Source organism: Delftia sp. BGA-UO-ETr-SB1, from assembly GCF_059567865.1.
Genome location: NZ_JCAQOW010000005.1, coordinates 707174 through 728768 on the forward strand (window position 1 = coordinate 707174; position 21595 = coordinate 728768).

Genomic DNA, 21595 nt, shown 5'->3' on the forward strand with positions numbered 1-21595 from the left:
GCCAGAAGGGTCAGGTTCCCTGGCTCACCGTGATGGTGGGGAACTTGCTCGTGAAATCGCGTGCCTTGAGCGCCACCTTCACGGCCAGGTCGCGCGCCACCTTCTTGTAGATCTGCGCGGCTTCGCTATCGGGCTCGGCCACCACGGTGGGCTTGCCGCTGTCGGCCTGCAGGCGGATCTGCAGCGACAGGGGCAGGGCGCCCAGGTAGTCGATGCCGTACTCGGCCGCCATCTGCTTGCCGCCCTCGGCGCCGAAGATGTGCTCCACATGGCCGCAGTTGGTGCAGACGTGGGCCGCCATGTTCTCCACCAGGCCCAGGATGGGCACGCCCACCTTCTCGAACATCTTCACGCCCTTCTTGGCATCGATCAGCGCGATGTCCTGGGGCGTGGTGACGACCACGGCGCCCGTCATGGGCACGCGCTGGGCCAGCGTCAGCTGGATGTCGCCGGTGCCGGGCGGCATGTCCACCAGCAGGTAGTCCAGATCCTTCCAGTTGGTCTGGCGCAGCATCTGCTCCAGCGCCTGCGTGGCCATGGGGCCGCGCCAGATCATGGCCTGGTCGTTGTTGACCAGGAAGCCGATGGACATGACCTGCACGCCATGGCTTTCCATCGGCTCCATGGTCTTGCCGTCGGGGCTTTCGGGGCGGCCCGAGATGCCCATCATCATGGGCTGGCTGGGGCCGTAGATGTCGGCGTCCAGGATGCCCACGCGCGCGCCCTCGGCGGCCAGCGCCAGCGCCAGGTTGGCCGTGGTCGTGCTCTTGCCCACGCCGCCCTTGCCGGACGAGATGGCGATGATGTTCTTGACGCCCGGCAGCAACTGCACGCCGCGCTGCACCGCATGCGCGGCGACCTTGGACGTGATGTTGACCGAGACATTGCCCACGCCCTCGACGGTCTTGGCCGCCGCGACGAACTGGCCGCGCAGCGCCGGCACCAGGCTTTGCGCCGGATAGCCCATCTCCACGTCGAAGGCCACGTCGGCCCCCGTGACCTGCAGGTTGCGCAGGGCGCGGGTGCTCACATAGTCCTTGCCGGTGTGGGGGTCGAGCACGCTGGAGAGCGCGGCCAAGAGCGCTTGTTCTGTGACTGCCATTGCTTTGATTACTCCTAGAGCCGGATAGTCTATCCAAGGCACCATCCCCTCGCTCACGCGAGACAATGCGGGCCTTGCTGCCTTTGCGGCCCCTGTTACCGCCTTTTTCCGCGAAAGATCCGCCCCGTGAAATTCAAGATGGCCCACAACTCCCTGTTCGCGATCCTGCTGCGCTCGCGCTGGTGGATCAGCATCGCGCTGGCCGCGCTGGTGACCCTGGTGTCCACGGCGCTGCTGCCCAAGGACATCGCGCCGTTCGCCGCCATCACCGCCCTGCCTTTCTTCGGCATAGGCTGCGTTGCCGCCTGGCGCCAGCTGCGCGCGCCCAGCCCCGCCAAGGTGGAGCAGGCCCTGGAGATCGCCGCCCAGCAAAGCTGGCGCGAGTTCGCCGATCGGCTCGATCGCGCCTGGCAGGCCGAGGGCTACACCGTGACCCGCCTGTCCGACAAGGACGGCGCCGACTTCGTGCTGGAACGCGAAGGCCGCACCACCGTGGCCAGCGCCAAGCGCTGGAAGGCCGGCGTGCACGGCATGGAGCCGCTGCGCGCCCTGCTGGCCGCAGGCCAGGCGCGCGATGCGGCCACGGTCTGCTACCTGTCGCTGCAGCCGCCGGCCGAGAATGCAGCCGCCTGGGCCAAGCAGCAGGGCATCGCCCTGATCTCCGGCAAGGACCTGGGCTCCCTGCTGGCCAAGGCCTGATCCCTTCGGGGTCATCCCCTGATCTGATGACGGCCGGCGCGCGGCACACTCCAGGCATGCCCGATGCCGCGCCCTCACCCGACTCCAGCCTCCCTCCCCCCAGCACCGGACTGCTGCTCAGCGGCGGCGGCGCCCGCGCCGCCTACCAGGCCGGCGTGCTGGAGGCCATTGCCGAAATACGCCGCGCCTGCGGCCAGCAGCATGGCCCCAATCCCTTCCCCATCCTGGTCGGCACCTCGGCCGGCGCCATCAACGCGGCGGCCCTGGCCTGCGGCAGCGACCATTTCGACCGGGCCGTGCGCCGCATGTCGCGCATCTGGCGCAACCTGCGGCCCGAGGACATCTACCTGTCCGACTCGCTGAGCGTGCTGCGCAGCGGCGCGCGCTGGCTGACCCTGCTGTCGCTGGGCTGGGCCCTGGCGCGCTGGGGCCGCATGCGCCCGCGCTCGCTGCTGGACAACCAGCCGCTGGGCCGGCTGCTGTCGCGCGGCCTGGTTCCGCTGGAGCGCCTGCCCCAACTGATCGCGGACGGCCACCTGCGCGCGCTGGCGGTGTCCGCCTCCAGCTACACCACCAGCGAGCACGTGACCTTCTGCCAGGCGCAGGACCAGCTCCAGCCCTGGGTGCGCAACCAGCGCAAGGCCGCCGCCGCCCAGATCACGCACGCGCACCTGCTGGCCTCCTCGGCCATCCCCTTCATCTTTCCGGCCACGCCGCTGCCGCTGGACGGCGCCACCGAATACTTCGGCGACGGCTCCATGCGCCAGACCGCGCCGCTGGCGCCCGCCATCCACCTGGGCGCCGAGCGCATCCTCGTCGTGGGCGCGGGCCGGCGCACCGAGCCGCCGGCCAGGCCGCCGCCAGAAGGCGCAAGCTACCCGTCGCTGGCCCACATCGCGGGCCACACGCTGTCCAGCATCTTCCTGGACGCCCTGTCCCTGGACGTGGAGCGCGCCGAGCGCATCAACCAGACGCTGGCCCTGATCCCCCCCGCCGACCGCGAACGCAGCCGCCTGCGCCCGCTGCAGCTGCTGGTCATCTCGCCGTCCGAGCGCATAGACGCCATCGCCGCGCGCCACGTGGGCCAGCTGCCCCTGCCCATGCGCACCCTGCTGGGCGCCCTGGGCGTGCGCCAGGACGCCAGTGACCCGCGCGGCGCCGCCCTGGCCAGCTACCTGTTGTTCGAGCGCAGCTTCACCCGCGAACTCATGGCCCTGGGCCGGCGCGACGCGCTGGCGCGGCGCAGCGACATAGAGCAGTTCCTGGGCTGGCAACGGCCGCTGGTCGCCAACTGACGGCCTGCAGCCAACAGGCCTAGCGCAGCGAAGGCCCGCAACAACTCCCTCGTATGTCGGCCTGCACGGAAAAGCCATCGCCGCCCCACAACCGCCCAGCCCTTCTAGAATGTCAGGTTCCCCCGAGAAAGCCGCCATCCATGACCGCACGCAAACTCTTCGTCACCACCGCCCTGCCGTACGCCAACGGCAACTTCCACATCGGCCACATCATGGAATACATCCAGGCCGACACCTGGGTGCGTGCGCAGCGAATGCAGGGCAACGCGGTCAACTTCGTGGGTGCCGATGACGCCCACGGCGCGCCCATCATGATTGCGGCCGAGAAGGCCGGCAAGACGCCCCAGCAGTTCGTGGCCGACATCGCCGCAGGCCGCAAGCAGTACCTGGACGGCTTCCACATCGCCTTCGACAACTGGCACAACACCGACGCGCCCGAGAACCACGTGCTGGCCCAGCAGATCTACAGGGACCTGAAGGCTGCCGGCTTCATCGAGACGCGCACTATCGAGCAGTTCTTCGACACCGAGAAGAACATGTTCCTGCCCGACCGCTTCATCAAGGGCGAATGCCCGCGCTGCCATGCCAAGGACCAGTACGGCGACAACTGCGAGGTCTGCAGCGCCGTCTACGCGCCCACTGACCTGATCAACCCCTACTCGGCGCTGTCCGGCGCCAAGCCCGTGCTCAAGAGCTCGGAGCATTTCTTCTTCAAGCTGTCGGACCCGCGCTGTGTGGAGTTCCTGACCGAGTGGACCCAGGACGGCCAGCATGTGCAGCCCGAGGTGGCCAACAAGATCAAGGAATGGTTCGGCGTGCGCACCAACCCGGACGGCACGACCAGCGAGGGCCTGGGCGACTGGGACATCTCGCGCGACGCGCCCTACTTCGGCATCGAGATCCCCGATGCGCCGGGCAAGTACTTCTACGTCTGGCTGGACGCGCCCGTGGGCTACCTGGCCTCGCTCAAGAACCTGCTGGACCGCCGTGGCGAGGACTACGAGGCCTACATGGCCGACCCCACGCTGGAGCAGTACCACTTCATCGGCAAGGACATCATCACCTTCCACACGCTGTTCTGGCCCGCCATGCTCAAGTTCAGCGGCCGCAAGACGCCCACCAAGATCTGCGTGCACGGCTTCATGACCGTGAACAACGGCGAGAAGATGAGCAAGAGCCGCGGCACCGGCCTGGACCCGCTCAAGTACCTAGGCCTGCAGATGAACCCCGAGTGGCTGCGCTACTACCTGGGCGCCAAGCTCAACGGCAAGAATGAAGACATCGACTTCAACCCCGATGACTTCATGGCCCGCGTCAATTCCGACCTGATCGGCAAGTACGTGAACATCGCCTCGCGCGCGGCCGGCTTCATCGCCAAGCGCTTCGACGGCAAGCTGGGCACGGTCAGCGAAGACGGCCAGGCCCTGCTGGCCCAGCTGCGCGGCCAGAGCGAGGCCGTCGTCCAGGCCTTCGAGAACCGCGACACGGCCCGCGCCGTGCGCGAAATCATGCAGCTGTGCGACCGCGTCAACGAATACGTGGATGCCAACAAGCCCTGGGAGCTGGCCAAGCAGGAAGGCATGGACGCCCGCCTGCAGGACGTGTGCACCACCTGCATCGAGGCCTTCCGCCTGCTGACCATCTACCTGAAGCCCATCCTGCCGGCCGTGGCCGAACAGGTGGAAGGCTTCCTCAACGTGGCGCCGCTGCAATTCGCCGACGCACAGAACCTGCTGGGCGCCGGCCATGCCATCGGCATGTACAAGCACCTGATGCAGCGCGTGGACGTCAAGCAGTTGGAGGCCCTGTTCGAGGCCCCCGAGCCCGTGGTCGAGAAGGTCCTGCCCGGCGGCGAGGAGATTGCCGAAACCATCAGCATCGACGACTTCGCCAAGGTGGACCTGCGCATCGCCAAGATCGTGGAATGCAAGCCCGTGGAAGGCTCGACCAAGCTGCTGCAGCTCACGCTGGACGTGGGCGAAGGCAAGACACGCAACGTGTTCTCCGGCATCTCCAGCATGTACCAGCCCGAGCAGCTGCAGGGCAAGCTCACCGTGATGGTGGCCAACCTGGCGCCGCGCAAGATGAAGTTCGGCATCTCCGAAGGCATGGTGCTGGCAGCCAGCCACGCCGATGAGAAGGCCAACCCCGGCATCTACGTGCTGGAGCCCTTCCCCGGTGCCACACCCGGCATGCGTATACATTGAAATGCCCCCTGAGTCGCTTCGCGCCTTCCCCCTGAAGGGGGCATACGGGCACCCGGCGACACCCTCGGTGCGGGGCGGCCCTTCCTCGGCGTCCCTGACTTAGGCTCTGCCGGTTTCAAAGATTGCGCACAGTGTGTTGGACGACAATCATGAAGTCTGCAAAGTCCCGCAAGCCCTCACGGTCCCCGGCCCTGGGGGCTTTTCTTTGCCTGTGCGCCAGCGCCCTGCTGTACGGCTGCACCGTGGTGGCCGTGACGGCCACGGCGGTCAGCGTCACGGCCTCTGCCGTGGGGCTGGCCGCGGATGCGGCCGTGGGCACGGTCAAGATCGTCGGCAAGGGAGTGGGCAAGGCCGTCGATGCGATGAGCGATGACGGGGCAGCCGCAGACAACAGCGGCATCACGGTCCGCTACCGCACGCCCGATGGGCAGCCTTTGACGCCCTGAGGCTACTGCCCGGCGTAGCGCCCGGGCCGGTGGCTCACGGCCAGGAACACGCCCATGATCACGGCCGCCAGCACCGACCAGGCCACGCGCTCGAAGGGCACGACCCACAGCGCCAGCAGCACCACGCAGCAGTCGATGGCCATCTGCACCTTGCCAGCGCGGATGCCGTAGCGGTCCTGCAGGTAGAGCGAGGCAATGGTGGCGCCGCCCAGGCTGGAGCGGTGGCGCGCCAGGAACAGCAGGCCCGAGCCCATGAGCAGGCCGCCCGCAATGGCGGCAAATGCAGGGTGCAGGTAGTCGATGTGGATGAGGCGCGGCCCCATTTCGGTGATCAGCGACAGCGCGCCCACGCAGATGAAGGTCTTGACCGTGAAGGTGCGGCCCACGCGCGTCCAGGCAAACCAGTAGAACGGGATGTTGATCGCGAAGAAGACCAGGCCGAACGGCCAGCCCGTGGCGTAGTGCAACACGAAGGCCAGGCCCGCCGTGCTTCCCGTCAAAAGCCCCGCCTGGGCGAACATCATCATGGCGATGCCCACGAACAGGGTTCCGGTGAAGAGGGCCTGGACATCCTCGAAGAGGCCATGGCGCAGCGAAGCGGTGGCCGGGACAGGCGCAGCAGGCGCGGCAGCGGGTAAGGAAGGCGTGGACATTGTCGGGGTGATGACAGATCTATCGTCGCAAAGGCCCCGGTTCGGGGCCTTCACCGTACCCATGGGGTGTCATAGGTACAAACCCGGATTCTAGAGACTGTTGCCCCGGCGCGCTGTGGCGTGCAGGGTACAGCGCATCGCAGGATGCTTGCAGGAACTTGCAAGGGCCTGCTGTCAGGCGCCGCCGTGCAGTTTCTCGCGGCCGGCGCTGCGCAGCACGCGGCCGTCGGGCCCGAAGGTCACGGTGAACTCCATGTCGCGCGTGGGGGGATCGATGTAGTTCCAGTCCCAGTCGGTTTCCTGCTTGAGCTGGTAGGGCGTGATCTTGGCGGGCTTGCCCAGCATGCGGCGCACCTGCTCCTCATCCATGCCGGGGCGGATCTTCTCGAAGTTGTGCGGCGCCAGCACCTGGCGCAGCGCGCTCATGCGGCCATCGGTGCCGATGGTGATCATGTAGTTGCGGCTGCCGGCGGGCTGGCGGTTGTACTCGAAGGTGCGCGAGCCGTCGGGCTCGGTCCAGATGCGTTCGGGCTCGCCAAAGCGGGCGCGGACGTCGGCCTCGGTGGACAGGCCTTCTTCGAGTTCCTTGATGTTTTGGGGATCGCAGCCGGGCAGCGAGAGCATGCCCATCACGGCCACGGCCACCCCCAGAAGACGGGAGACTAGGTTCATCGGCGGTGTCCCGGTAAAATCACGCGATTCAAGAGGTTATCAGACTATGTCATTCTTTCGCCGCCCCGACTATCGCTCCGACGCCACCAACTTCATCAACGACCTGAAGAAGCAAAAGCCCGAGCTGCCCAGCCAGCAGCTGGCCGGCCGCTCGCTGCTGTGGGACAAGGACGTGAACCACGAAGTCTGGGAAGACCTGCGCGCCGGCCGCGTGGACCAGAAGCCCTACGTCTACCAGACGAACTCCTGATTGCCCATGCGATGAAAAATCAGCCTGTTCCCACCGTGCACCCTGCGCATGCGGCATTCGCCCAGGCAGCAAGGCATGGCCGAGGCTGAATCCGCGCTGGCGCCTGCGGGCGCCTCCGCCACATCCCCCCCTCCTGGCGACGGCACCCCGGTCGTGATCGACCAGGTGGCTTTGGCGCGCCTGTACGGCGAGCCGCTGTTCGCCCTGCCGCAGGATCTGTACATCCCGCCCGATGCGCTGGAGGTCTTCCTCGAAGCCTTCGAAGGGCCGCTGGACCTGTTGCTGTACCTGATCCGCAAGCAGAACTTCAACATCCTCGACATTCCCATGCTGGACGTGACGCGCCAGTACATGCGCTATGTCGACGAGATCCGCAGCCGCAACCTCGAACTGGCGGCCGAGTACCTGCTGATGGCGGCCATGCTCATCGAGATCAAGTCGCGCATGCTGCTGCCGCCCAAGAAGCAGGAAGGCGGCGAAGAGGCCGAGGACCCGCGCGCCGAGCTGGTGCGCCGGCTGCTCGAGTACGAGCAGATCAAGCTCGCTGCCCACCAGCTCGGCCAGGTGCCGCACTACGGGCGTGACTTCCTCCGGGCCCAGATCCACATCGAGCAGAACCTGCAGCCGCGCTTTCCCGATGTGGACGTGGCCGAGCTGCAATCGGCCTGGCGCGACATTCTCAAGCGCGCCAAGCTCGTGCAAAGCCACAAGATCACGCGCGAGGAACTCTCGGTGCGCGAGTACATGAGCCAGGTGCTCAAGGCCCTGCAGGGCCGGCGCTTCGTCGAGTTCGAGACCCTGTTCCAGCCCGAGAAAGGCTCGACCGTGCTGGTCGTGACCTTCATCGCCCTGCTGGAGCTGGCCAAGGAAACGCTGATCGAGATCACCCAGGCCGAAGCCTTTGCGCCCATCTACGTGCGCCTGGCCTATACGCCCGTCTAGCGGGCACGGATACAGGCACGCGCACACCGACAGGCCGGCTCCACCGGCCTCCATGCACCATGACTTACAGCGTCAAAGAAATCTTCTACACCCTGCAGGGCGAGGGCGGCCAGGCCGGCACGCCGGCCATCTTCTGCCGCTTTGCAGGCTGCAACCTCTGGACCGGCCGTGAGCAGGACCGCGCCAGCGCCATCTGCCAGTTCTGCGACACCGACTTCGTGGGCACCGACGGCACGCTGGGCGGCAAGTTCGCCACGGCCGACGCCCTGGCCGAACGCATCCTGTCCCAATGGCCAGCCGGAGACAGCCAGCACCGCATGGTGGTGCTGACCGGGGGAGAGCCCCTGCTGCAGGTGGACGAGCCCCTGATCGCCGCCCTGCATGCGCGCGGCTTTCGCATTTCCGTGGAAAGCAACGGCACCGTGGCCGCGCCCGAGGGCATCGACTGGCTGTGCATCAGCCCCAAGGCCGGCGCCGAATGGGTGCAGCGCAGCGGCCAGGAGCTCAAGCTGGTCTGGCCGCAGCCCGGCTTCGATCTGCAGGCCATCGAGGCCGGCACCCGTTTCGACCGCTATTTCCTGCAGCCCATGGACAACGTCCTGCAGGCCGACAACACGGCCGCCTGCATAGCGCAATGCCTGCAGCGCCCGGCCTGGCGCCTGAGCCTGCAGACCCACAAGCTCACCGGCATCCGCTGATTTTTGCCATGCAGTTCACCGTTCACCAGCGCTTTTTCTTCGATGCCGCCCACACGCTGGAGCGCGCCATCGAAACCGAGAGCAGCCGCCGCATCCACGGCCACACCTACTACGCCGAGGTCAGCGTCACCGGCCCGCGCAATCCGGACAACGGCATGGTGATCGACCTGGGCTACCTGCGCTCGCGCCTGAAGACCCTGGGCGACGCGCTGGACCACCGCTTTCTCGACGAAATCCCCGGCCTGGGCAAGCCCACGCTGGAAAACCTGTGCCTGTTCATTGCCGATTCCCTGGCCGACCTGCAGCCCGCTCCCAGCCGCATCCGCGTATGGCGCGACAGCATCGGCGATGGCTGCGTGCTCGACCTGAACTGAAGCCAGGCCCCGCAGCGGCGCCGCTGCTGTTGAACAACTTCACGGCCTTCATGGGATTTCTCCTTCGCATATAGACTTGGTGGCTTTTTTTGCCAGCCCAGGCCCCATCAAGACCGCGCAAAGCGCCCCTCGAGAGACAAAACATGTTCCGCACCCTGCTCAAATCCAAGATCCACCGCGTCAAGACCACGCAATGCGAGCTGCACTATGAAGGCTCCTGCGCCATCGACGAGGACCTGCTGGACGCCGCCAACATCGTCGAGAACGAGCAGGTGCACATCTGGAACATCGACAACGGCGAGCGCTTCGTCACCTATGCCATCAAGGGCCAGCGCGGCAGCGGCATGATCTCGGTCAACGGCTCGGCCGCGCGCCGTGCCGCCGTGGGCGACCTGCTGATCATTGCCTCCTTCGCCCAGGTGCATGAGACCGACGTGGCCACGCACCAGCCGCAGCTGGTCTTCGTGGATGATGCCAACCGCCAGGTCGAACTGCGCCACCACGTTCCCACGCAGCAGCTGTGAGCTGCGCTGCGGTGTGACAATCGCGCGATGACTCAATCGCTTGCCGCCCGCAGCCTTGCGGCTGTGTGGCACCCCTGCACCCAGATGAAGCGGCACGAGGCCGCGCCCCCCATCGCCATCGCGCGCGCCCAGGGGCCCTGGCTCCACGACACCGAAGGACGCCGCTACCTGGATGGCGTCAGCTCCTGGTGGGTCAACCTCTTCGGCCACAGCCATCCGCACATCCAGGCCGCGCTCACCGACCAGCTCGCCCGGCTTGACCATGTGATGCTGGCCGGCTTCACGCACGCGCCCGTGGTCGAGCTGTCCGAACGGCTGGCCACGCTCACCGGCCTGGGCCATGCCTTCTACGGCAGCGACGGCGCATCGGCCACCGAGATCGCCCTCAAGATGAGCGCGCACTACTGGCGCAACCTGGGCCGCCCCGCCAAGAGCCGCTTTGCCGGCCTGGCCGGCGGCTACCACGGCGAAACCGTGGGCGCGCTGGCCGTGACCGATATTCCCATCTTCCGCGAAGCCTATGCCCCCCTGGTGCGCCTGGCCGACACCGTGCCCAGCCCCGATGCACGCGGCGCGCAAGGCGGCGAAAGCCCGGCCGATGTGGCACGGCGCGCCGCCGAAGGCCTGCGCCAGTGGCTGGAGCAGCACCACGAGACCACGGCCGCCCTCATCGTCGAGCCGCTGGTGCAGTGCGCGGCCGGCATGGCCATGCACGACCCCGAATACCTGCGCCTGGCGCGCGCCCTGTGCGACCGCTACGAGGTGCACCTGGTGGTGGACGAGATCGCCGTGGGCTTCGGCCGCACGGGCAGCATGTTCGCCCACCAGCAGGCCGGCATACGGCCGGACTTCATCTGCCTGTCCAAGGGCCTGACGGGCGGCACGCTGGCCCTGTCGGCCGTGCTGACCACCGAGACCGTCTACGCCGCCTTCTACGACGATTCCGTGGCGCGCGGCTTCCTGCACTCGCACTCGTACACCGGCAACCCGCTGGCCTGCCGCGCGGCCCTGGCCACGCTGGAGCTGTTCGAGCAGACCGATGCCATCAACGCCAACCTCGCGCTGGCGCAAAGGCTTGACGGCGCCTTCACCCCTTTGAACCAGCACGCCCGCGTGCGCCACGCACGGCGCCAGGGAATGATCTGGGCCTGGGATGTGCAGACCTCCCTGCCCGACTTCTCGCGCCGCTACAGCGCAGCCGCACTGGAGCGCGGGCTGCTGCTGCGCCCTATCAGCAACACCCTCTACGCCATGCCTCCCTATTTGCTGGACGAAGAGGCCGTGCAGCACCTGGCCGCCAGCGCGCTGGCCGCCCTTGAAGACACCCTGGCCCAGGAGAACCGTTCGTGAACGCCCACCGCACCATTGGCTGCTTTGTCACCGGCACCGACACGGGCGTGGGCAAGACCCTGGCCTCCTGCGGGCTGCTGCATGCGCTGGCCCGCCACCATGCCCGCGTGGTGGGCATGAAGGCCGTGGCCGCAGGCGCCGAGCCCGACGGCCAGGGCGGCTGGGCCAACGAGGACACGCTGGCGCTGCGCGCCGCCTCCACCCTGACCGTGCCGCCCGAACTGGACAACCCCGTGCTGCTGCCCGATCCCATGTCGCCGCACATCGCCGCGCAGCGCGCCGGCCGCTCCATAGAGATCGCACACATCGTGGACAGCTACCGGCGCCTAGCCGAACAGGCCGACGCCGTGGTGGTGGAAGGCGCGGGCGGCTTTCTCGTGCCGCTGTCCGACCAGCTCTCGGGCGCCGACCTGGCCTGCGCGCTGGACCTGCCCGTGGTCATGGTCGTGGGCCTGCGGCTGGGCTGCCTGAACCACGCCGCCCTCACGGCCGAGGCCATCCGCGCGCGCGGCCTGCGCCTGGCCGGCTGGATTGCCAGCCGCGTGGACCCCGCCATGCTGGTGCCCGAGGAAAACATGGCCTGGCTGCGCCAGCACCTGGACCGGCAACTGCAGGCGCCGCTGCTGGCCGACATCCCCTTCCAGCAGCACCCCGACCCGCGCGCCACCACCTACACCCTGCCGGAGCAATGGCAATGAGCGGCTCCTGGCTGGACGACATCCCCGCGCGCATCGCCGAGCTCGACGCGGCCCACCTGCGCCGCCGCCGCCGCGCCACGGCGCCGCTGCAGGGCGCCGCCAGCGGCGCTCACATGGAGGTGGACGGCCACCCCATGCTGGCCTTTTGCAGCAACGACTACCTGGGCCTGGCCGGCCACCCCACCCTGGTGCGCGCCGCCTGCGCGGGCGCCCAGGCCTTTGGCGTCGGCTCGGGCGGCTCGCCCCTGGTCAGCGGCCACAGCACGGCCAACGCCGCGCTGGAGGAACAGCTGGCGCACTTCGTGCAACTGCCGCGCGCGCTCTACTTCTATGCGGGCTACGCCACCAATGCCGGCATCGTGCCGGCCCTGGTGGGCGCGGGCGATGCCCTGTTCTCCGATGCGCTCAACCACGCCTGCCTGATCGACGGCGCCCGCCTGTCGCGCGCCCAGGTCCACCGCTATGCCCATGCCGACCTGACCGATCTGGCCGCGCAACTGGCCGCCAGCACGGCCCGCCGCAAGCTGGTCATCAGCGATGCCGTGTTCAGCATGGACGGCAATGTGGCCGACATCCGGGGACTGCTGGCGCTGTGCGAGCAGCACGACGCGCTGCTGCTGCTCGACGACGCGCATGGCTTCGGCGTGCTGGGCCCACAAGGCCGGGGCAGCCTGGCCGAGGCGGGACTGACGGGCGCAAACGCCTCGCCCCGCGTGCTCTACATGGCCACGCTGGGCAAGGCCGCTGGCGTGGCCGGTGCCTTTGTCGCGGGCAGCGACATGCTGGTCGAATGGCTGCTGCAAAAGACGCGCAGCTACATCTTCGCCACGGCCGCGCCGCCCATGCTGGCCAGCGCGCTGCAGGCCAGCGTGGCCCTGATCGAGGCCGAGGACGAGCGCCGCGAGGCCCTGGCCGAACGCATTGCCGAGCTGCGCGCCGGCCTCACGCCGCTGCTGGCGCGCACGGGCTGGCAGTTGCTGCCCTCACGCACCGCCGTGCAGGCCCTGGTCATAGGCTCCAACGCCACGGCCCTGGCCGTGATGGAAGGCCTGCGCGAGTGCGGCCTGTGGGTGCCCGCCATCCGCCCGCCCACCGTGCCCGAAGGCACGGCGCGGCTGCGCATTGCGCTGTCGGCCTCCCACACGCGCATCGACGTGCAGCTGCTGCTGACGGCGCTGGACGAGGTCTCGCGCCTGGCCCCACCCCTCCCCTGAATCCCTCTTCACCACCGGAACGGAGACATCCATGCCCCATCTCTACGTCGAATACACCGACAACCTCGCCGGCCTGCCCGGCCAGCAACTGCTGACCGAACTCAACGCCTTCGTCTGCAGCCACCCCAGCATCCTGGACGAGGCCGACGTCAAGGCCCGCCTGCTGCCAGTCAGCCAGTTCGAGATCGGCTCGGCCCCCGCCAACCGAGGCTTCGTCCACGTGCAGCTGCGCCTGCTGGCGGGCCGTACCGACACGGCCAAGAAAGAACTGTCCGAAGGCATTGCCGCGGTGCTGCGCCGCCTCACGCCCCAGCCGGCCGGCATGATGGTCCAGCTCAGCGTGGAAATCGCCGACATGGACAAGCCCAGCTACTACAAGGGTCGCCTGTAAGGCAGGCGCCGGGCCTTGTCCGCCGTGAGCACCCGCGCACGCTGCGCGCAATGCCTGCGCCCTGAGCGCACCTGCCTGTGCCCCCTGGTGCAGCCGGTGCCGCATGCGGTGCAGCTGCTGGTGCTCCAGCATCCCGAGGAAGAACTGCAGGCCAAGGGCACGGGCCGGCTGCTGCACCTGTGCCTGCCCGCCAGCCGCCTGGCGGTGGGCGAGGCCTTCGAGCCAGCGCAGCTGCAGGCACTGCTGCACGCGCCCTGGCAGTCGGGCGACGCCCCGCGGCAGGCCGTACTGCTCTATCCGGAAACACCGCACGGCGATCAGCTGGGCCTGGCCAGGCAAGCGCCCTGGCCGCAGCCCGCGCCATGCCCCGAGGACCTGCGCCTGGTGGTGCTGGACGCCACCTGGCGCAAGAGCCGCAAGATGCTCTACCTCAACCCCGGCCTGCAGGCCCTGCCGCGCCTGGCACTGCAGGGCGACCTGCCCACCTCGCACTACGGCGCCCTGCGCAAGGCCCATGCGCCGGGCCAGCTGTCCACGCTGGAGGCAGCGGCCTGCGCGCTGCAACGGCTGGCGCCTGCCGGCCCGTCGCTGCAGCCGCTGCGCGATGCGTTCGAGGGGCTGCTGTCCCTGCATGCCCTGCACAGGCCCGAATGAAAAACGCCTCGGGGAGCGAGGCGTTTTTCATGGCGGCCGGCCCTGCTTCAGTTTTCCGGCGTGATCTTGGCGAACTTGACCAGTTCGGCGTACTTGCCCATGTCGGTACGGATGATCTGGGCCAGGTTTTCGTCGCCCGTGGGGGCAATGATGCCCGCCCCTTCCAGGCGCGCGCGCATCGCCGGATCGGCCAGGCCCGCCTTCAAGGCCTTCTGCAGGCTGGCCACCACCTCGGCAGGCAGGTCCTTGGGCCCCACCAGCCCGAACCAGCCGCTCAGCGCATAGCCCTTGAGCGCCGCGTTCTCGCCCAGTGCGGGCACGTCCTTCATCATGGCGATGCGGTGGGCCGTGGTCACGCCCAGGGCCTTGATCTTGCCGCTCTGGATGAACGGAGCCGCCACCGAGGGAGAGACGATGGCGAAATCCAGGTTGCCGCCGGCCAGGTCGCTGGTCATCGCGGCCGATCCCTTGTAGGGCACATGGACGATGTCCACCCCGGCAATCTTCTTGATCAGCTCGCCCGAGAAATGCGGCGTGGACCCGATGCCCGGGCTGCCGTAGCTGTACTTGCCGGGATGGGCCTTGGCCAGGGCGATGAACTCGTCGATGGTCCTGGCCGGCATCTTGGTGCCGGCCACCCACAGGTTGGGCAGCACGCCGGTCAGCGCGATGCCGGTCAGGTCCGTGGCCGGGTCGTACTTCTGCGCGGCGTTGACGAACTTCGTGCCCGCCAATTCGTTGCTGGAGCCTGCGAGCAGGGTATAGCCGTCGGCCTTGGCACCGACCACGCGCTGCGCGGCCACCACGCCGGCGGCACCGGGCACGTTGTCGACCACGACGGTCGCATTGAGGTGCTTGGCCAGGATGTCACCCACCACGCGCCCCACCAGGTCGACCGAGCCGCCTGCCGCGTAGCCGACGACGACGCGAATGGGCTTGTTGGGATAGGTGGTCTGGGCGCACAGCGGGCCCGCCGCCAGGACAGCCGCGGCGCTGATCAGCGCGCGGCGGGAAATACGGAATTCATGCATGGATCGATCTCAGGGGAGACAGGCATCAGCCAACAATCAAAATGATATTGCTCAACAATATTCACCGATTGTCTGACATTGCCTTGTGGAATCCATCCCTGAAAACCATGAGTTCCGCCCTAGCCTGCAGCTCAGCGCAGAACTGCCGGCAGCCAGCCGCGCAGGCTGTTGACGAAGGTCCAGCCCTGCACGCGCGGCAGATCGTCCAGCCGCACCGGGTGCTCCACCACGCGGCCCTCGTCCAGCGCCACAGCGCGGCCCACGCCGGGCAGCAGGCCGCTGGACAGCGGCGGGGTCACCCAGCGGCCCGCCAGCAGCACGGCGATGTTGCCGCGCGTGCCCTCGGTGATCTCGCCGTCCTCGTTGTGGAGCACGGTGTCGAACACCGAGGCATCGGTGGGCTGCAGGCTGTCGTAGTGCGCGCGGCGCGAGGTCTTGAAACGCACCCAGTCGCCATGCGCCACCGCATTGGCGATGGGCCGGTCGGCCAGCGCCAGCCGAACAGGCGTGGCGGAAGGCGGCAGCGGCGCCGCCTGGGTCTGTATCCGCCCCGTGGCATCCAGCGCCAGGCGCACGCGCCAGTGGCCGCTGGCGTGCGCCTGGCGCAGCTGCTGCAATGCCTGCTCCAGCACGGCATCCGTGCAGGGCCGGCCGAAATGCCGCGCCGCGTCCTGCATGCGCGTCACATGGCGCTGCAGGTGGATGAAACCGCCATCCCGCAGGGCCAGGGTTTCCAGAATGTCGAAATCGAAGTCCGTATCCGCCATGGCTGCACGCCCTTTCACACCTTGTCCAGAAAAGCCCTCTTGTGGCGCCATTCCTGCCATTCGGCAGGCGCCTCGGCGCCCGAGGTGATGCCGCTGCCGATGCCGCAGCGCAGTTCCGTGCCACGCGCCACCACCGTGCGTATGGGCACATTGAAGGTGGCGTGCACGCGCCCCGCTGCGATGCCGGGCCGCACCACGCCCACGGCGCCGCAGTACACGCCGCGCGGACCCGGTTCCAGCTCGTGGATGAGCCGCATGGCCTGGCGCTTGGGCGCGCCCGTGATGGAGCCGCAGGGAAACAGCGCCGCAAACACGTCCGCCAGGCCCGTGCCGGGCCGCGTGCGCGCCTGCACGTCGGACGTCATCTGCCACACGGTGGGCAGGGGTTCGGCATGGAACAGGCGCGGCACCTGGACGCTGAAAGGCTCGGCAATGCGCGAGACATCGTTGCGCAGCAGGTCCACGATCATCACGTTCTCGGCCCGCTCCTTGGGCGAGGACCGCATGGCCTGGACGTTCGCCTCGTCCTGTGCAGGCGTGGCGCCACGGGGCGCCGTGCCCTTCATGGGGCGCGTGAGGATGCGTTCGCCATCCCAGTCGAAGAACAGCTCGGGCGAGACGGACAGCACCCGCTCGTCGCCGCTGTCCATGCAGGCCACGTAGCCGCCGGGCTGGGCGCGGCGCAGCGCGGCGAACAGCGATGGAATGTCGCCCAGCAGCCGGCCCATGAACTGGGCCGTGTAATTGATCTGATAGCAGTCACCGGCCGCAATCGCCTCGTGGATGCGCGCGATGGCGGCATCGAAATCGGCACGCTCCAGGCCGGGCTGCCATTGCACCTGAGATTCCACCTGAGATTGCACCTGAGATTGCACCTGAGGGCCGGCATCGACTGCGTCCGCGTCTTCAGGCCAGGGCCGGGGGCCGTCGAAGACGGCAAACCAGGCCAGCGGCTCGCCTTGCGGCGTGGCATGCAAGGCGCCCGCGTAGGCCGCGTCAAACGCCGCCGCCGCCTCGTAGCGCACCCAGCCCAGGCACCACAGGCCGGCCTGGGCGGCCTGCTGCACGGCGTCAAGCACACCGCGCACCTGCTCGGGCGCATGGGCTGCCAGGCTGCGCAGCGGCGGTCCGAAGCCATGGCGCAGCCGGGCGGCCGAACCGTCATGGGGGTTGGGAAAATCGATCAGAAACTTCACAAAACGGCCGTCAACGCATGCTGTACTTGCATCAGCAGCTTCGCTATCGATAGCAGCCACTGACACGGGGCCGCCCAGTGTAGAGCGAGGGAAACAAAAAAGCGCCCCGAAGGGCGCCAAACCAAGCATCCCGAAAGGACGCTTTCCACCAACAGGCCCGGCACCATGCCGGACCCATATCCATTCACATCACTTCTGCGTGACGGTGTGCTGGCCTTCCAGGCGGGCCACGGCCTCACGGTAGGCGGGGCCGCTGCGCAGTTGCTGGTAGCGGGCCAGGCCGCGCTGGTATTCGGCCGAGTTGTAGCTGATGTCGCGGTCAGCCGAAGGCGAGGGCAGGTAGGTCATGCCCGCCTGGTGCCACATTTCGAGGTCGGCCAGCACTTCGGCGCGGCTCAGGCCTGCGGTGGCGGAGGACGAGGGGGAAACGGCTTCTTGGGCCATTGCAGTGCCGGCGAGGCCCAGGGTCAGGGCGGCCAGTGCAGCGGAGAGGGTACGCATGTCAGATCCTTTCAAAAGGCCGCTCGGCATTCATTTCCTCACGGCATGGACGTACTATGCGGCGCTGCAGCATTCTTCGTCTGTGCGTTTTCTCACGTGTTTTCGCATCCGGCCCGGGCGGCCCGCTGCCTTTTCACCCGTGCTCCCCTCGACAGAGGGCGAATTCACGCGTTCCTGAAACAGTGTTTTTCGCGGCTTGAAACAGCCGCGGCAGAAAAGGCTCAGCGCGCTTCCTCAAGCAGCACGCGCAGGCCTTCGACATGGCAGATGCGCAGGTTGCGGCCTTCGCGCCGCAGCAGGCCCAGGCGCACCAGGCGCGACATCTCGCGCGCCACTTCCTCGCGGCTGGAGCCCAGCATCAGGGCCAGGTCGGTCTGCCGGGGTGCGGGCACCAGCAGGGCCTGCCCCTGGTCGATGCCCGCGCGCTCGGCACGTTCCAGCAACTGGGTATGCAGGCGGCTGCGCACCGACAGCGTTCCCAGATCCACCATGCGGCGCGCCAGCGCCACGGCCAGGTCGCTGAGCCGGCCGATGAAGGCGCGCAGGACCTGGGGCTCGTTCATGAGCAGGGCTTCCACATCCTCATGGGCCAGCGAGGCAATCAGGCTGGGGACGCCTGCCTCGACCACCAGGGGCATGGCCGTGCAGCCCACCTGCTGCTGCGGCAGGCCGCCGAAGAACACGCCCTGGGCAATCTCGCCCAGCGTGAGCCCGCGCCCGTTGGGGGCATAGCTGCTGACGCGCAAGCCGCCCTGCACGAGCATGTAGAGACGCTGATCGGTGTACGCGCCCTCCAGCGTCTGGTGCAGCGCCAGATGCTGCCAGCGGCATTGCGCCGCCAGTTCGGCCAGTCGCTCGTCGGTCAGGCTTTGCAGCACATGGACCTGGCGCAGGCCCTGCCAGGCCACGGCGGGAAGAAGCGGAGATGTCTGTAAGGAACCGGACATGGTGCAACACCGTTGAAGCGCATCCGCAGGGCCTGTGCGGGCCCTGTCGTCCGTCGCGGGAAGTACAGCATAGCGGGATCGCATAGACTCGTCGCGCGCCGGGAATCGCACTGTCCGGCTCCCCGGATGGCCGCACCGCGCAGCACAGAAAAAAGGGAGGGCTTCATGGAATCGAGCATCGAATCGGCACGACCACCCGCGCGCCCGCAGGCCACCGTGGCGGCCTGGGCGCAATCCGTGGAACAGGCGATCGCCAGCCAGCAATGGCATGGCGCGTGGCGTGCACTCATAGACGCCGCCCTGCCGGCCGAAACCGCCGTGCAGCAGAGCCTGCTGACTGCGCTGGACGCCTGGGATGGCCTTGCGGCCGATTCCGGCGCAGAGCCACGCCGCGCGCTGGTGCAGCAGGCCTTCGATGCCCTGCATGCCGCCCATGCCCCGGGCCAGGCGCTGCAGGCCGATTCCGCACCTCACCGCGCGCACCGTGCGCACCGCGCGTACCGTGTACAGGGTCGGCAACTGGTCAAGCGCTACCGGCGCGGCGGCTTTGCGCTGGGGCCGGTGGATGTGGCCGTGGAGCCCGGCACCATCCTGGGACTGGTGGGCGAGAACGGCAACGGCAAGACCACCTTGCTGCGCCTGCTGGCCGCCGATCTGGCGCCCGACGCGGGGCAGCTGGACTGGGGCGTTCCCGCCGCCGATGCCTATCTGCTGCGCACCCAGCTCGCCTATATCCCCCAGCGCCCGGCCGTCTGGGGCGGGCGCCTGATGGACCATCTGCAATTCGCCGCGCGCAGCCATGGCGCCGTGGGCCAACGCAACATCTGCCTGGTACAGCTGGTCATCGCGCAGCTGGGGCTGCGCGCCTTCCGGGGCCACCAGTGGAAACAGCTGTCCTCGGGCTACAAGATGCGCTTCGAGCTGGCGCGCGCCCTGCTCTGCCGGCCGCGCGTGCTGCTGCTGGACGAGCCGCTGGCCAATCTGGACATCAACGCCCAGCAGACCCTGCTGACCGATCTGCAGTCGCTGGCGCGCTCGCCCTGGCAACCCATGGCCCTGGTGCTGAGTTCACAGCAGCTGTACGAAGTGGAAAAGGTGGCCGACCAGGTGCTGTTCCTGGAGCAAGGCCAGCCACGCAGCGTTCAGCAGAGCTTTGCCGCCATGGAAGGCTGTGCCATCGAGTTCGAGACCGGCTGGGCCATGGCGCAACTGAAACCCTGGCTGGACCGGCTGCCATCCCATACGCACCAGCTCAGCGGCCAGACCCACATCGTGAGTTTTCACGTGCCGTTCACGGCAGCGCAGTTCCTGACACAGGCCGTGCAGGCAGAGATGCCCGTGCGCTATTTCCGCGACATCACCGCATCCACCCGCCGCCTGTTCGTGAGGGACTGAGCCATGCCACGTTTTTCCGATATGACGAACCGCTGGGACCAATGGGTGCTGATGCGCTGCCCCCTGCTGTGGCAGCTGCGCCTGCACTGGTATCTGCCGCTGGCGCTGCTGTGGTGCGTGCTGGTGCTGGGCATCTGGATGCAATGGATGGCCGAACCCGCGCGCTGGATGGGCTCCCTGCCCGGCGTTGCGTCCACGGCCCGGCAAACGCCCGAGCAATTGGCACTGGACATCGGCTTCGTCGTGGCCTGGATCGTGGCGATCGGCCTGGCGCTGTGGTGGTTGCTGCGCGTGCGCATCCACAACCGCTGGCGCGAACACGCCCCCGTGGGCCGCTGGGGCCTGTGCTGGGAGTACCTGTGGGGAGCCTTGTTCCTATCGCTGTTGTTCGCGCCTGCGATCGCCTTTTCGCCCATCTATGAAATGCGGATGCAGCGCCAATGGTCGGACACGGATGTCAGTGCACAGATCCAGACTGTCGAGCAAGTCGCAGCCCTGGAGGCGCTTGTCGCGCCACGCCAGGCGGCCATGCTCGTGGAATGGATACGTGTGCTGCGCGAGGAAGAGGTCGATCCGGCGAAGTACCCGAGCATCCAGGCCCTGGTCTGGTTGATGCGCGGAGACCATGCCGCGATTGCCGCGACACTCGAGCGCTACGGCCAGCCATTGCAGGCCAGAGGCTATGTGCGCCAGTCTGCCAGCTCCGCCCAGGACGAGGCGGAGCACCTGCTGGCCAGCTACCGCAGCGCGCTGCAATCCCCCCTGGCCGAGGAATGGCGCGCCTACCTGGCCGCGAACCCGGAACCAGGGAATGGCGAGAAGGCATCCAGAGCGCAGAACTCCAACTGCAAACCAGCCCTGGGTCGCAGCAGGCCTTTGGATCTGGAGCCGGATCCGCGCAAATGCTTCGGTACCTATCTGGCCCAGAGCAACCGTGAGTGGCTCATGCTGCTGGAGATGTTCGACAGCCGGTGGAGCCCGCTGCAGCATGTGCAATGGAAGCACGCGCGCTACGGCTTGGCCCTGCCGGCCTACCAGGAAAGCCATCTGCGGCGCGCTGACAGGTCCCGCGACGACGAATGGCCAAGGATGTCCCAGTTGCTGGCGGCCGCCAGCGCTGGCTTTTTCCTCGCCTTGGCCCTGGTGCTGGTGCGCCTGATGCCTGCCATGCAGCTGGTGGCCTGGGGCGCATGCCTGGTCCTGACCTTGCTTGGCAGCGTGCTGGCCGGGATGCTGGGAATCACCAACCTCTATGTGCTGGGGCTGTTTCCAGCCGCGCTGATATCGGTCGCCTGGCTGCGCATCCGTGTGCTCAAGCGCCCCTGGGCAGGCGCGGTGCTGCTGGCCCTGGGCATGTCGCTGGCCCTGATATGGCTCGCCGCCGCCTGGTCCAAGTGGTCCGCACTGCTGTTGCCCCAACCCACCGGCAGCGCAGGCCCCTGGACGGATACCCAGCACTGGCTGGACCTGCTGATGGGCGCGCCTGCCGTGGCAGCCAGCACGGCCATGCTCGTGGCCCTGCTGTCTCCGCTGTGGCGCCGATGGCGTGGCCTGCCCGAAAGGTGACGGAAAAGCAAAGGACAGCTCAG

24 protein-coding genes are annotated in these 21595 nt (G+C 68.1%); 16 read left to right on the forward strand and 8 right to left on the reverse strand.

The genetic code is table 11. The annotated features are described in order from the left end of the window. Window positions 1–10: 10 nt before the first annotated feature. Window positions 11–1102, reverse strand: coding sequence for an iron-sulfur cluster carrier protein ApbC (gene apbC / locus AC57B5_RS13315; protein ID WP_012203771.1), 1092 nt, complete (start codon window positions 1100–1102; stop codon window positions 11–13). A gap of 138 nt (window positions 1103–1240) precedes the next feature. Between apbC and AC57B5_RS13320 the strand changes: the two genes are divergently transcribed. The 4 genes from AC57B5_RS13320 to AC57B5_RS13335 all read left to right on the forward strand — a co-directional run bounded on the left by AC57B5_RS13320 (window position 1241) and on the right by AC57B5_RS13335 (window position 5749). Continuing rightward, complete coding sequence (locus AC57B5_RS13320) at window positions 1241–1801, forward strand: restriction endonuclease (RefSeq protein ID WP_034398227.1); 561 nt, start codon at window positions 1241–1243, stop codon at window positions 1799–1801. 56 nt (window positions 1802–1857) lie between these two features. After that, complete coding sequence (locus AC57B5_RS13325) at window positions 1858–3096, forward strand: patatin-like phospholipase family protein (RefSeq protein WP_013803901.1); 1239 nt, start codon at window positions 1858–1860, stop codon at window positions 3094–3096. Window positions 3097–3236: 140 nt separating this feature from the next. Continuing rightward, window positions 3237–5303, forward strand: coding sequence for a methionine--tRNA ligase (gene metG, locus AC57B5_RS13330; protein WP_496399712.1), 2067 nt, complete (start codon window positions 3237–3239; stop codon window positions 5301–5303). A gap of 149 nt (window positions 5304–5452) precedes the next feature. Beyond that, entirely contained in the window at window positions 5453–5749 is a 297-nt protein-coding gene (locus AC57B5_RS13335; protein WP_496399713.1) for a hypothetical protein, read from the forward strand. Between the two features lie 2 nt (window positions 5750–5751). Here AC57B5_RS13335 and AC57B5_RS13340 read toward each other — a convergent pair whose 3' ends face one another. After that, complete coding sequence (locus tag AC57B5_RS13340) at window positions 5752–6402, reverse strand: YitT family protein (RefSeq protein ID WP_063327090.1); 651 nt, start codon at window positions 6400–6402, stop codon at window positions 5752–5754. 174 nt (window positions 6403–6576) lie between these two features. Next, window positions 6577–7074, reverse strand: coding sequence for an outer membrane protein assembly factor BamE domain-containing protein (locus tag AC57B5_RS13345; RefSeq protein ID WP_012203765.1), 498 nt, complete (start codon window positions 7072–7074; stop codon window positions 6577–6579). Between the two features lie 46 nt (window positions 7075–7120). Here AC57B5_RS13345 and AC57B5_RS13350 point away from each other — a divergent pair, with 46 nt between their 5' ends. The 10 genes from AC57B5_RS13350 (at window position 7121) to AC57B5_RS13395 (ending at window position 14169) form a co-directional block, all read left to right on the forward strand. Beyond that, window positions 7121–7324: a DUF3460 family protein gene (locus AC57B5_RS13350; protein WP_012203764.1), complete on the forward strand. Its 204-nt coding sequence runs from the start codon at window positions 7121–7123 to the stop codon at window positions 7322–7324. 75 nt (window positions 7325–7399) lie between these two features. Continuing rightward, complete coding sequence (locus AC57B5_RS13355) at window positions 7400–8266, forward strand: segregation and condensation protein A (protein WP_013803906.1); 867 nt, start codon at window positions 7400–7402, stop codon at window positions 8264–8266. A 59-nt stretch (window positions 8267–8325) separates the two neighbouring features. After that, complete coding sequence (gene queE / locus AC57B5_RS13360) at window positions 8326–8964, forward strand: 7-carboxy-7-deazaguanine synthase (RefSeq protein WP_192367094.1); 639 nt, start codon at window positions 8326–8328, stop codon at window positions 8962–8964. An 8-nt stretch (window positions 8965–8972) separates the two neighbouring features. After that, a complete protein-coding gene (locus AC57B5_RS13365; protein WP_012203761.1) occupies window positions 8973–9338 on the forward strand; it encodes a 6-pyruvoyl trahydropterin synthase family protein in 366 nt (121 codons plus the stop codon). Between the two features lie 143 nt (window positions 9339–9481). Next, a complete protein-coding gene (gene panD / locus AC57B5_RS13370; RefSeq protein ID WP_012203760.1) occupies window positions 9482–9862 on the forward strand; it encodes an aspartate 1-decarboxylase in 381 nt (126 codons plus the stop codon). Window positions 9863–9889: 27 nt separating this feature from the next. After that, entirely contained in the window at window positions 9890–11212 is a 1323-nt protein-coding gene (bioA, locus tag AC57B5_RS13375; protein WP_496399714.1) for an adenosylmethionine--8-amino-7-oxononanoate transaminase, read from the forward strand. Further along, window positions 11209–11910, forward strand: coding sequence for a dethiobiotin synthase (bioD, locus tag AC57B5_RS13380; protein WP_013803910.1), 702 nt, complete (start codon window positions 11209–11211; stop codon window positions 11908–11910). Before bioA ends, bioD begins: the two co-directional genes overlap by 4 nt. Further along, a complete protein-coding gene (gene bioF, locus AC57B5_RS13385) occupies window positions 11907–13124 on the forward strand; it encodes an 8-amino-7-oxononanoate synthase (protein ID WP_496399715.1) in 1218 nt (405 codons plus the stop codon). Before bioD ends, bioF begins: the two co-directional genes overlap by 4 nt. A 31-nt stretch (window positions 13125–13155) precedes the next feature. Next, on the forward strand, window positions 13156–13515 hold the full coding sequence (locus AC57B5_RS13390) for a 5-carboxymethyl-2-hydroxymuconate Delta-isomerase (RefSeq protein WP_034390779.1): 360 nt from the start codon (window positions 13156–13158) through the stop codon (window positions 13513–13515). A gap of 15 nt (window positions 13516–13530) precedes the next feature. Beyond that, complete coding sequence (locus AC57B5_RS13395; protein WP_496399716.1) at window positions 13531–14169, forward strand: tRNA-uridine aminocarboxypropyltransferase; 639 nt, start codon at window positions 13531–13533, stop codon at window positions 14167–14169. 47 nt (window positions 14170–14216) lie between these two features. On the opposite strand, the gene AC57B5_RS13400 is transcribed toward AC57B5_RS13395, so the two are convergent. From AC57B5_RS13400 to AC57B5_RS13420, 5 genes are all read right to left on the reverse strand, one after another. Next, window positions 14217–15200, reverse strand: a complete 984-nt coding sequence (locus tag AC57B5_RS13400; RefSeq protein WP_239973943.1) for a Bug family tripartite tricarboxylate transporter substrate binding protein — start codon at window positions 15198–15200, stop codon at window positions 14217–14219. A gap of 131 nt (window positions 15201–15331) precedes the next feature. Further along, window positions 15332–15967, reverse strand: coding sequence for an aminotransferase class IV (locus tag AC57B5_RS13405; protein WP_496399717.1), 636 nt, complete (start codon window positions 15965–15967; stop codon window positions 15332–15334). Between the two features lie 14 nt (window positions 15968–15981). Beyond that, window positions 15982–17163 carry an aminodeoxychorismate synthase component I gene (pabB, locus tag AC57B5_RS13410; RefSeq protein WP_496399718.1) on the reverse strand — a complete coding sequence of 394 codons (1182 nt, stop codon included), beginning with the start codon at window positions 17161–17163 and terminating at the stop codon, window positions 15982–15984. Window positions 17164–17352: 189 nt separating this feature from the next. Continuing rightward, window positions 17353–17664, reverse strand: a complete 312-nt coding sequence (locus tag AC57B5_RS13415) for a DUF4148 domain-containing protein (RefSeq protein WP_013803916.1) — start codon at window positions 17662–17664, stop codon at window positions 17353–17355. A gap of 221 nt (window positions 17665–17885) precedes the next feature. Then, window positions 17886–18611, reverse strand: a complete 726-nt coding sequence (locus tag AC57B5_RS13420) for a Crp/Fnr family transcriptional regulator (protein ID WP_496399719.1) — start codon at window positions 18609–18611, stop codon at window positions 17886–17888. Between the two features lie 165 nt (window positions 18612–18776). Between AC57B5_RS13420 and AC57B5_RS13425 the strand changes: the two genes are divergently transcribed. Then, window positions 18777–20006: an ATP-binding cassette domain-containing protein gene (locus AC57B5_RS13425; RefSeq protein ID WP_496399720.1), complete on the forward strand. Its 1230-nt coding sequence runs from the start codon at window positions 18777–18779 to the stop codon at window positions 20004–20006. Window positions 20007–20009: 3 nt separating this feature from the next. Further along, window positions 20010–21572 carry a hypothetical protein gene (locus tag AC57B5_RS13430; protein ID WP_496399721.1) on the forward strand — a complete coding sequence of 521 codons (1563 nt, stop codon included), beginning with the start codon at window positions 20010–20012 and terminating at the stop codon, window positions 21570–21572. The last annotated feature ends 23 nt before the right edge of the window (window positions 21573–21595 follow it).